Origin of the sequence: Paenibacillus sp. CFBP13512 (genome assembly GCF_005233705.1) — a bacterium.
In the GTDB taxonomy this organism is placed as follows: Bacteria; Bacillota; Bacilli; order Paenibacillales; family Paenibacillaceae; genus Saccharibacillus; species Saccharibacillus nuruki.
Map to the genome: position 1 here is coordinate 246,794 of NZ_QGAD01000004.1, position 11,656 is coordinate 258,449.

The window sequence follows — 11,656 nt, forward strand, 5'->3', positions numbered from 1 at the left end:
CATTCTATATTTATTGAATACGTACTAGATCGAAGAAGTCTAACTCTCCATAACCATTTCCTTTACTAAAACGAATCGTATGATTACCTGCTGTCAACGATAGACGTTGCGTCGATAATCCCCAATTTTCCCAACCTTTATTCGTAATAAAAAAGTCTGTTGCATTATTGCTATCGACAGAAAGGCGCAGGGTAGACCAATCCAGTCCATCGGTGCCATTGCCTGTACGTGCAGCTAGCATATAGGTTCCTGTTGTAGGAACATTCACAGAATATTGTACATAACTGCCTGTTGTATCAATATGACCTGCTTTGGACGATCCTGAACCATTAGGGCTTGAAGAAGCATAAGCTGCTCCGCCAAAAGTTCCTTGCTCGCCTTCATAACGGTTGCGATCTGGTTCACCTGATGGAATAGCTATCTGCATATTTGGATTCAGTGGTTGACCAAATTGAGGTGTATTGTCTGTATTCCAGCTGAATTTCTGAGTACGAATTTCTCGGTTCCAGCCTGAATTGTTGAATTTGGCAGCATGATATACAATCCAATCTTCTTTGCCATCAGGAGAAGTGGTAAATGAAGCATGACCCGGGCCATAGACTCCATTAGCAGAAGAGAATACAGGTTGAGCACGTTTGCTCCAAGCCGAAGGGCTTAATAAATTGCTGTTCGTCTGTGCTGTAATTAAGCCTAACGCATAATCATTCGTCCAACTTCCACTGGCAGAATAGATTAGATTAATGTTGTTGTTTTTGATCACCACTTGAGGGCCTTCATTGACGTTAGGTTGATGATTCGTTTCCCATGCATACGTAGGACGAGCAATTTCAACACGTGCAGAATCAATCGTCCACGGATTACTCATATGGGCAATATAAAGATTTTGTCTAACATTATCGGTTCCTTCCCAACCTGACCAAATAAAGTACAATTGTCCGTTAACTGATAGTGGAGTGCCATCGATCGCCCAGCGGTTCGTTGTATCGGTGATTTGACCTTTATCTACCCAAGTGCCTTGCATGGGATTACTGCTCGTATTCTGCATCACATACATACGATGATTAGCATTATCTCCATCGTCTTTGGCATAGTAAATATACCAAGCTCCATTAAGAAAATGAATTTCAGGCGCCCAGACATTTTGTCCACCTGTGGTAATTTCACGTTTTTCAGCAGCATCAATCCCGGTTAATGTTGAAGATTTCCAGATCGTGACATTGTTCCCTGTCGTTTTTGTGAAATAATAGAATCCATCGGTATGCTTATACATCCACGGATCTGCACCATCTTGCATAATGACATTATAAAACTGTTTTTGTACAGATGCTGCTGAAGCCATACTGATACTGGTACTCATAAGCAAAGTGAATAGCAAAAATAAAAATCCTCCTTTGATCATCAATCGACGACTGTTCATTGATTCAACCCCTTTGCATATTCTTGAAATAGAGAACGCTTACAATAGGAACTGTAACGCAGAATAGAGTTGTGGAACAGGACGATATTTTGGATGGATAGACATTCTATTGGAGATATTCAAGAGAGGGTCTGAATGAAGAGTTTAACCGTTTACACTTTGAGATCAAACAGGTACATTAGGCATAATTCGTATGATTGGTTTTACTTAAGGATGAAGCACATCTACAAAGCGAGGTTGAATTAGATGATGAAATGGATCAAACAATCTTTATTTTCGATGACAAAGCTTAAATTATATAGTGTGTTGCTAAGCCTTATGATATTGATGATTGGACTGATAAGTTATGGAGTTTATCGTGGAGGATTATCATCGTTATGGGGTGATGGACAGAGCACAATACCCTCTACGGATTCATCTGCTCCCGAGTCTATTTCAATATCATTTTGGACTCCTTTTAGTGGGGGCGATATTTCATTTATGAATGAATTGGTACAACGGTACAATCGAGAAAATACTGATCATATTGTAGTCACGATGAAAAATAATAAATCAGATGATTACTATACCAAATTATCGACGGCGATCGTGACCGAAGAAGCACCAGATGTAGCGATTGTACATGCATCTATGTTCGCTCAGTATATCCCCGCAGGATTTATACAAAATATAGATAAATTCGCTGCAAAAGCGCAAGTACATTTTACAGACTTTAATCCATCAATTCTTGCAAGAACGATGGTCAATGAACAACATTATGCAATTCCACTGGATACTCATTTTAGCATATTGTATTACAACAAAAAGTGGTTAGCCAAAGCAGGCTTATATCAAGATGGTAAAGTACAGATGCAACCCGGAGAACAAGGATTTGTAGACTTTTTGCAGAAATTACAACAGCATATCCCACAAGATGTTGCTCCTCTAGCTGTACCCAATGTACGTATTGATTCGTTATGGTTATGGTGGTCATTGTATGCTCAGATCGATGGAGGAGGACAATTATATACTTCGGATGGCACACGTGCTTCTGTAAATATGCCTGCCGCTAAGAAATCGCTAGAATTAGTCACTTCACTGTATGATCAACAATTGATCCCGCCGAATATCAATGATGCTTCTAATGAATTTGCACAGGGGAAAGCAGCTTTGCTTTTTCTAGGCGTATGGTCTATTGGTTCGTTTGAAAAAGTACCTGATTTGGATTTTGGGGTCATGCCTTTTCCACAAATCTATGATCATGCTGGATCATGGGGTGATGCGCATACACTTGCTTTTCCAACCCATCATGAACAAGATCCTCAAAAAGTACTTGCGGCGATTAAATTTGCCAACTGGTTAGCCCGGAATGGAGCCATATGGGGAGAAGCAGGGCATGTACCTGCTGTTCAAGCCGAAGCTTTATCACCTGCATATTTGTCGCTTCCATTTCGTAAAGAGTATGTTGCAGAAGCCAATCATGTCGAATATTTCCCCAGTCATCCGAAGCAAATTATGATGAGTGATGCGCTGATTAATGAATTGGAGAAAATCTGGTACGGCAAGCAAAGTGTTGATCAAATGTTAAATCATTTAGAGCCGTTAATTAACCATATTTTGAAGGAGTAAGGGATGCAGATACCTATAAAACATTGGATTCGTCGCTGGAAAAATATGCGGTTGGTCACAAGGCTGATTATTATGAATATCACACTGATTTCGATTCCGTTAGTCATCTCTTCATGGATATCGAGTATTGGCTATTCCGATTCTATTCAAAACAATGCCGGGCAATATCAAGCGGATGTAGTGCGTGAATTTACATCGAATCTAGATGCTTATATGAATGAATTGGTTTTATTATCTATTTTGCCGTATCAATCTCCAGAAATGATGGAGTATCTTGAGCATGACAAGCAAGATCAAGTGATCGATCGATATGAAGATCGTCTACTATTAGAACGTTTTGTACGACGGATTCGGGTCAATGGACGTGTAGATATTGCAGGGGTGGCTTTGTTTACCAATCATACGCATTCGTCTTATGTAGAATTGCCTGATAGCCCCGGTCGATTTGCAGAGTCAGGGGATCGAGAACGATTATTACCTGTAAATACAGCATTATCCGGTAAAGGATATTTTGTCGCTCCTCATGCGGTATTGTCTGATAATGGAACTATATATCAAGTGTTTTCAATTGCGCGTAAGATTCGTAGTCTGGATGATGGTCAAGAATTAGGTACACTGGTGATCGATGTTCCTGCTGAAGCGCTCACAGATCGAATTACTCATCTTGCCGGTTCTCCGACCTCGTTATTTGCCATGATGGATCAGCATAAGCAATTGATTTATAAAAGCCCGTCTTTTCCTGTAGAAGATGCTACTTTGCAACAGTATGGAGGAGAAGGCACATTAACGATAGATAGTGGGCGACAATCCGTGTTGCTTACATATCAGACATCGCCTGTCACGCATTGGACGGTTCTTCAAGCAGTGCCTGTCGCTGTCTTGGTACAGGATGCCCGGCAGGTGAATCGGCAAATGATCTGGTTAGGCGGCATCTGTCTCATTATATCGGTAATTGTGTCGATTTTTCATGCGATGCGAATCACAAGACCGCTTAGTGTATTACGGGATTCGATGAAACTTGTAGAACGGGGAGAATTCGATATTGCTTTGCCAGTACATCAGACCGATGAGATCGGACATTTAAGTCGAACGTTTAATATTATGGTGTCTCGTCTAGGGTCATTAACCTATCGGTTATACGAAACAGAGATTCGAGAAAAAAATGCACAGATTGCTTCACTGCAAAGTCAGATCAATCCTCATTTTCTCTACAATACACTGGGTTCTATCAGTATGTACGCTGAACTCGAAGGCAATCGTGAAGTGGTGCAGATGACCAATCATCTGAGTGCTCTGCTTCGGTATAGTATCGGAAGCGATCATAGTGAAGTTACGATTGAACAGGAGCTAGAGCATGTACGAGGATATCTGTCGATTCAGCGTATCCGATATGATGAGCGATTATCGTATACCATTCATGCAGAACCATTATTGCTACAACATCCGATAATTCGTTTAACGTTACAACCGCTTGTAGAAAATGCAATTATTCACGGCTTAGAACGAGGTCGTGGAGATATTTATATTCAGATAGAAGTGCATAGACAGAATAAACAGATTCAGATTGATGTGATCGACAATGGACCAGGTATGGAAAACGAATGGATTGAAGAACAACATCACCATATGGAAGCAGGGATATTGCCAGAAGGGCCGGGAGGTCATGGATTGGTTAATGTTCATCGCAGAATTGCACTCAAATATGGTAATGAGTATGGCATTACGCTGCACAATCGGGATGAAGGAGGGTTACAAGTGATCGTGACTATGCCTATCGTTGAGGTTGAGCATATAGAGGAGTTCAAGAAAGGAGATACTGATCATGTATAACGTATTAGTCGTTGATGATGAAATGATTTTTCGTAAAGGAATCACCCATTTGATTCATGAATCTAATCTGGAATGGACAGTGATCGGTGAAGCGCGTGACGGACTGGAAGCACTGGAAATGATTCAGGATCAACGCCCTCATTTAGTAATCACCGATATACGGATGCCTCGTATGGATGGTATCCAGCTTCAAGCCACGGTAGCAGAACAGTATCCATCTATTCGCTGTATTGTGCTCAGTGGACATAATGATTTTGAATATGCACGTCATTCGATTCGCAGTGGAGCCAGAGATTATTTACTTAAGCCTGTCAATAAAGAAGAACTGTACACCGCTTTGGGCAAAGTAGAAGCAGAGTTAACCAAAGAAAATGAATCGCAATCGTTAGCAGAGCATATTCCTAGTCAGCAAGTGATCCGACAACAAATATTAAGCAGTCTGATTCATGGCAATAGTGCTTATGATGAAGGTGAATTATTGGATCAAGCGAATATTTCTTTTCCCCATACCGGTATATATTGTCTGATTGTTCAATTGGATCGAGATTCTGTCACAGAACAACGGTATCAACAGAATGATCCTGAACTGTTCTTTTTGTATATTCAACAATTTGTCCGTGAGATCATATTGGAGCCTTTACAAGGTTACACATTTATCGATCATCATCAAGTGGTTGCACTCATTAATAGTGATCACAGTGAACAGACAGCCCGGCAGATTAGATCATTGTCAGGACAATTAATTCGTAGCATTAAACGTATATCCCAGATGACGGTGACGATAGGTATCGGTGGCGGTGTGGCTGATCTCGAATCGGTACCCCAATCTTATCGTGAAGCAGAGACAGCTCTGCTTTATCGTTTGATTTCGGGTGGAGATCAAGTACTTGTCTATGAATCTTCCACAACAAATACAATGCCATTATCCAGATTAGAAGCAGCAGACCGACATTTTTTGGAACAATTATTAGCAGAAGAAAATGGACAAGAATTAACAAAGCAAGTCCAAGCTTTTATCGAACGATTATGCCGTCAGATCAGTAATCCTGAAGTGATCCAACAACAGATCTGCAAAATATTATTAGAGTGTTATGAGATTGCTTTGGATTATAACGTACTCAGTGAATGGCTGAATAAGCAGGATATGGGTGGGATATTACAAAATGTACTACTGATCAATGAACGCCAGCAACTTGCCCGTTATTGTGGGGATTTATTGTATTCGCTGTATGAGCTGATTCAGCGTAAAGAAGGGCATGTGATCCACGCTGTAGATCAGGTAGTACGTTATCTGGAAGAACATTATGCTGAACCGATTACCCTCAGTCTAATGGCAGAAAAAGTCTATTTAAATGCTTCTTATCTCAGCAGTCTGTTCAAAAATAGATTAGGGCATTCATTTGTCGAAGTATTGACTGATATTCGAATTCGAGAAGCGATCAAGCGATTAATCCATAGTGATGAGAAGATTGCGACCATTGCTTATGATACAGGGTTTGTAAATATTCGGCATTTCAATAGAGTATTCAAAACAGAAACAGGTACCACACCCAAACAGTATCGGGATAGTCGTCGTCATTATCAACATCCGGTGTAATGAAGTAGCCACTATCTCATCATCGCTTGAACGCAATATGCACATATAGGCAACAGACCTAAATATATGTCTATACCATCGAAAAAAGCGTCATGGTTCCTTCTTGAAGAATACATTAAGATTTGAAATGTAAGCGTTATCTAAAAACGCACATTCTTCATTATTCGACAAGGGGGTTCTATTGATGAGAAAAACAAAATGGTTGCAAGCCGGTTCTATACTACTGGTTGCTATGTTTATTCTGTCGGCTTGTGCTGGAGGTAGTGCACCTGCTAGTAGTACCGAAAGTGGCAAAACAGGTGGTAAAACACAAATCTCATTCTGGACACCATTTAGTGGTGGAGATGGAGAATTTATGGCGGCAATGGTAGCCAAGTTTAATGAGGAGAACCCAGATATTCAAGTGGAACAGCTAAGTAATCGCTCGGAAGATTACTATACCAAGCTACAGACATCGTTAGCTTCGGATCAAGCGCCTGATCTAGCAGTATTGCACTCCTCACGGATGCCACAATTTGTACCAGCGGGTTATGTGACCCCACTAGATGATCTAGCAGCAGGTTCCAAAGTGGACTGGGATGCATTCAATCCTACGATTTTAGAATCGACGATTTACGATGGTAAACATTATTCGATTCCACTGGATACTCATGCGATCGTCATGTATTACAACAAGACGTATCTGGAAAAAGCAGGCGTACTCAAAGACGGTAAACCTGTATTCGATCCATCACCAGAAGGATTTACCGCATTTTTAACTAAAATTAAAGATGCAGTTCCAGCAGATGTTGCTCCACTTGCACAACCAAGCGTGCGTATAGATGCGTACTGGATGTTCTGGGGCTTCTATAATCAGTTAACTGGTGGAGGGAAGTTCTATGATGCAAATGGCAAAGCAGAACTTAATAATCCACAAGCCAAACAAGCATTAGAATACGTGAATAGCTTGTATACATCCAAATTAATTCCACCGAATGTAAATGATGCGGTTAAATTATTTCAAGATCAACGAGCAGCTGTACTCATCACAGGGGTATGGAGTACCGGATCATTTGAAAATATTAAAGATTTGGACTTTGCGGTAGTACCGATGCCACAAATCTACGATCAACCGGCAACATGGGGCGATTCGCATACATTAGCTTTGCCGAAGCACAGTCAAGAAGACCCAGCGAAACAGCAAGCTGCATTGACGTTTGCCAATTGGCTTGCAGAACATGGGGACATGTGGGCAAAAGCAGGGCATATTCCAAGTGTAACCAAAGTATTGGATTCTCAAGAGTTCAAAGACATGCCATATCGTAGTGATTATGCGCAATCGGCTGACTTTGTGAAATACTGGCCTCGTAATGAAAAACAAGGACAGGTTAACGACAATATTGTCAAAGAGTTCGAAAAAATGTTAGCAGGTCAACAAGACCCAGCGACCACTTTAGAAAAAGCAGATGCTTCTACCAACAAGATTACTGGAAAATAAAGATAGGATCATCACAAAAGAAGCGGAGCGACATAGACATCAACCCGCTTCTTTTGTCTGATCTAGCTGAAGAAAGGAGTCTCATCTATGGGCACCAAATCCTTATCACATCAAGGGTGGATCACAGGCATATTAATGATTTTGCCATATACGATTTTCTTTGCTCTTTTTTCTTTATTTCCGATTTTGTACGGTCTGCGCATCAGTTTTTATGACTGGTCTTTGCTAGGAGATAAAGTTTTTGTAGGCTTTGAAAATTATACCAATCTTATCCAAGACGAAGAATTTCGTAGCAACCTATTGCATACGATCGTATTTACATTGATTAGTGTGCCATTGGTTAGTGGAATTGGCTTATTATTAGCGATTCTTGTTCACAGTATACGTCGGGGGCAGTCTTTTTTTCGGATCTCTGTTTTTATGCCGTATGTGTTATCTGTTTCTGTTATTTCTAGCATTTGGGTGATTTTTTTACAGCCGTACACCGGATTATTTAATCAGATTTTACGTAGATTAGGTTTAATCCATGAAGAGATTTTCTGGTTATCGGAACCGACTTTAGCATGGGCGGCTATTATTATGTCTACCGTATGGTGGACAGTAGGATTTGTATTTATTTTATTTCTAGCAGGGCTTCAAGATATTCCAGCATCTTTTTATGAAGCAGGGCAGATCGAAGGAGCGAATCGCTGGCAGACATTCTGGTATATCACATTGCCATCATTATCACGGATTACGATACTTGTGATTGTGCTTCAGACGATTGCTTCGTTCAAAATATTCGGTCAATCCAAATTGATCACAGGCGGAGGACCCGCAGGAGCTACCAAAACCGTCGTGTTTTCGATTTATGAAAATGGATTTCAGACGTTCCAGATGGGATATGCGTCTGCGATTGCATTTGTACTTATGCTGGTGATTCTAGTGATCTCTTTAGTACAGACTTTTGTTTTACGTAGATTGGAATCTTAGAAAGGAGCGAATGTAGGATGATGGATCGAATCTATTATTATTTTATTCGCATTGTAGCTGTAGCGTTAGCGATCTTTTTTCTTATTCCTGTGATCTGGATGTTGGCTTTATCGTTTACGCCAGAAGGGCAAAGTGTATTTGCTAATGGTTTTCAGCTTTCATTTGTTAATTATCAGAAAGTACTGAGTCAGGCTCCGATCTTCGGGTGGATGGGTAACAGTCTGATGGTGTCTGTGATTACTACAGTACTGGTACTGATCTTATCGTCGATGGCGGCATACGCATTTTCTCGTATTCAATTTCCAGGTAGCAAATTTATGTTTCTGTTGTTCTTATCCGGACTCATGATTCCAGCAGAAGCGACATTGATTCCATTGTATCTGTTTATGCGTGATTGGGGTCTACTGGGAACACGAACTTCGTTGATTTTACCAGCAGTGGCAGGGCCGATGGGGATTTTTATTCTAAAGCAGTTTTTTGATGGATTACCGAAAGACCTTGAAGAAGCCGCACGAATTGATGGAGCAGGTTTTTTCAAAGTCTGGTATAGCATCTTTTTACCTTTGTCTCGTCCTGCGTTAGCTGCATTAGGTATTTTTAGCTTTATTGGAGCATGGAACGATTATGTATGGCCACTAATCTCGATCTCGGACAAAGCCTATATGACGATTACATTAGGATTACCGATGTTCCAGAGTTCGTATGTCCAGCAATATGCGCTTCCGATGACAGCTAATGCGTTAGCCGCTGTTCCAGTCTTAATCGTATTTCTTATTTTCCAGAAACAGATTATTAAAGGGATTGCATTTACAGGTGGGAAAGAATTATAACCACTAAGCTGAACATTAATAGCCGGATCAATCATACAGACATGTATACTTTTAAAGGAGGAATTATGATTGAATACAACAACAACTCGTTCTGAATATCCTAGACCTCAATTCCAACGAGCAGACTGGATCAATCTCAATGGAACGTGGGAATTTGCTTTTGACGATAAACGTGTAGGCGATCAGCAGAAATGGCATCTTGATCAGCAAGCGGTATTCGATCAGAAGATTCAAGTTCCGTTTACTTTTCAAAGTGAGTTGAGTGGAATAGGAGATACTGGATTTCATGATCTGGTCTGGTATCGCAAATCGATTCAGATCCCGTCCGATTGGCAAGACAAACGTACGATTTTACATTTTGGAGCGGTCGATTATACAGCTACAGTCTGGATAAATGGCAAATGGGCAGCCTTTCATGAAGGTGGGCATACTCCTTTTCAAGCAGATATTACAGAGTTACTGGAAGAAGAGCACAATCAGATTATTTTGCGGGTAGAAGATTTTAGTCAAGATGTGACATTGCCACGGGGGAAGCAATACTGGAAAGAAGATTCAGCAAGTATTTTCTATACCCGTACGACAGGCATCTGGCAGACGGTATGGTTAGAAGCAGTAGACCCTGCTCATATTAGCAAAGCTAAATTTACAGCCGATATTGATCGAAATGAAGTTAGAGTACGCTTATTTTATTCTCCATCTACACGTCAAAAAGGAATGCGTACACGATTAACCATTTCTTTTGAAGGCGAATTGGTAGCACAGGATGAATTTGTAGTGACTCATCATGAACATACTCGCTCGATCGGTCTGCATGATTTTAACGATCATGAATTAGGACGTTGGTGGTCACCAGAAAAGCCACATTTATACGATATTCGATTAGAATTGATTGAGCAGGATAACGTAGTAGATGCGGTAGAATCATACTTTGGGATGCGTAAGATTTCGATTGAAAATGGAAAGTTACATCTGAACAATCGACCTTATTTTCTACGTCTGGTATTGGATCAAGGATATTTCCCGGATGGCATTTTAACCGCACCGTCGGATGAAGCTTTTATTCAAGATATTGAGTTGACGCAAGCGATGGGCTTCAATGGTGTACGTAAGCATCAGAAAATGGAAGATCCACGATTCTTATACTGGTGTGATCGCAAAGGATTACTGGTATGGGGAGAAGCGGCAAATGCTTACAATTATTCAGAAGAATATGTACGCCGATTCACGCAAGAATGGCAAGAAGTGATTGAACGGGATTACAATCATCCATCCATTGTCGTCTGGGTTCCTATGAATGAAAGTTGGGGCATTCCTAATGTCAAAAATGATCAGCGTCAACAACAGCATGGACTGGCTCTCTATCATCTCACCAAGTCACTGGATGATACACGTCCTGTTATTTATAATGATGGCTGGGAAATGATGGACACCGATCTGGTAGCGATTCATGATTATGCATGGCAAGAAGAAGTGTTGAATGAACGTTATGCTTCGATTGAAAAGGCTGTACATAGTCTGCCAGGGAATCGAGAGATTTTTGTAGGGGGAGCGACTTATCAAGGGCAACCGATTCTGATTACAGAGTTCGGCGGAATCGCGTATAAAAAAAGTGAGTGGGAAGGCTGGGGATACTCGGGCGCAGACAATGATGAAGATTATCTACAGCGCTTAGCCGCAGTGATTCGTCCGCTACATCGTTCTCCGATTGTTCAAGGATTCTGTTATACCCAGTTGACCGATGTCGAACAGGAGATTAACGGTCTGGTTACGTATGATCGTAAGCCCAAGGTGCCACTAGAAGATATTCGCCGTATCGTTATGAATCAATCTTAAGATTTACCTATACCAAGTGCTGTTTGCTATCTTTTGACTGCTCAAGTCAGATAGTGAACAGCACTTTTTGTACATAGTTAAAAACATATTCT

The 11,656-nt window shown here is 40.8% G+C and carries 8 protein-coding genes; 7 read left to right on the forward strand and 1 reads right to left on the reverse strand.

From position 1 onward, the window contains the following. Nucleotides 1-10 precede the first annotated feature (10 nt). Nucleotides 11-1,417 carry a family 43 glycosylhydrolase gene (locus tag PaeCFBP13512_RS07670; protein WP_137222278.1) on the reverse strand — a complete coding sequence of 469 codons (1,407 nt, stop codon included), beginning with the start codon at nt 1,415-1,417 and terminating at the stop codon, nt 11-13. 249 nt (nt 1,418-1,666) lie between these two features. On the opposite strand from PaeCFBP13512_RS07670, the gene PaeCFBP13512_RS07675 reads away from it, so the two are divergent. The 7 genes from PaeCFBP13512_RS07675 to PaeCFBP13512_RS07705 all read left to right on the forward strand — a co-directional run bounded on the left by PaeCFBP13512_RS07675 (nt 1,667) and on the right by PaeCFBP13512_RS07705 (nt 11,564). Continuing rightward, on the forward strand, nt 1,667-3,025 hold the full coding sequence (locus tag PaeCFBP13512_RS07675; RefSeq protein ID WP_241669312.1) for an extracellular solute-binding protein: 1,359 nt from the start codon (nt 1,667-1,669) through the stop codon (nt 3,023-3,025). Nucleotides 3,026-3,028: 3 nt separating this feature from the next. Next, the gene (locus tag PaeCFBP13512_RS07680) at nt 3,029-4,855 is read left to right on the forward strand and encodes a cache domain-containing sensor histidine kinase (RefSeq protein ID WP_241669313.1); all 1,827 of its coding nucleotides are present in this window, start codon (nt 3,029-3,031) and stop codon (nt 4,853-4,855) included. Then, nucleotides 4,848-6,452: a response regulator gene (locus PaeCFBP13512_RS07685; RefSeq protein ID WP_137222280.1), complete on the forward strand. Its 1,605-nt coding sequence runs from the start codon at nt 4,848-4,850 to the stop codon at nt 6,450-6,452. Before PaeCFBP13512_RS07680 ends, PaeCFBP13512_RS07685 begins: the two co-directional genes overlap by 8 nt. 184 nt (nt 6,453-6,636) lie before the next feature. Then, nucleotides 6,637-7,929 (forward strand): ABC transporter substrate-binding protein, encoded by a 1,293-nt coding sequence (locus PaeCFBP13512_RS07690; RefSeq protein ID WP_069326928.1) that lies wholly within the window; start codon nt 6,637-6,639, stop codon nt 7,927-7,929. Nucleotides 7,930-8,016: 87 nt separating this feature from the next. Continuing rightward, entirely contained in the window at nt 8,017-8,901 is an 885-nt protein-coding gene (locus PaeCFBP13512_RS07695; protein WP_137222282.1) for a carbohydrate ABC transporter permease, read from the forward strand. A gap of 17 nt (nt 8,902-8,918) precedes the next feature. Continuing rightward, nucleotides 8,919-9,731: a carbohydrate ABC transporter permease gene (locus tag PaeCFBP13512_RS07700; protein WP_069326930.1), complete on the forward strand. Its 813-nt coding sequence runs from the start codon at nt 8,919-8,921 to the stop codon at nt 9,729-9,731. 69 nt (nt 9,732-9,800) lie between these two features. Then, nucleotides 9,801-11,564: a glycoside hydrolase family 2 protein gene (locus PaeCFBP13512_RS07705; RefSeq protein ID WP_137222284.1), complete on the forward strand. Its 1,764-nt coding sequence runs from the start codon at nt 9,801-9,803 to the stop codon at nt 11,562-11,564. Nucleotides 11,565-11,656: the final 92 nt, after the last annotated feature.

Coding starts and splice junctions, on each gene's coding strand:
- PaeCFBP13512_RS07685 (WP_137222280.1), top strand. CDS start 4,848: ATGTATAACGTATTAGTCGTTGATGATGAAATGATTTTTCGTAAAGGA.
- PaeCFBP13512_RS07670 (WP_137222278.1), bottom strand. CDS start 1,417: ATGAACAGTCGTCGATTGATGATCAAAGGAGGATTTTTATTTTTGCTA.
- PaeCFBP13512_RS07675 (WP_241669312.1), top strand. CDS start 1,667: ATGAAATGGATCAAACAATCTTTATTTTCGATGACAAAGCTTAAATTA.
- PaeCFBP13512_RS07690 (WP_069326928.1), top strand. CDS start 6,637: ATGAGAAAAACAAAATGGTTGCAAGCCGGTTCTATACTACTGGTTGCT.
- PaeCFBP13512_RS07700 (WP_069326930.1), top strand. CDS start 8,919: ATGATGGATCGAATCTATTATTATTTTATTCGCATTGTAGCTGTAGCG.
- PaeCFBP13512_RS07695 (WP_137222282.1), top strand. CDS start 8,017: ATGGGCACCAAATCCTTATCACATCAAGGGTGGATCACAGGCATATTA.
- PaeCFBP13512_RS07680 (WP_241669313.1), top strand. CDS start 3,029: ATGCAGATACCTATAAAACATTGGATTCGTCGCTGGAAAAATATGCGG.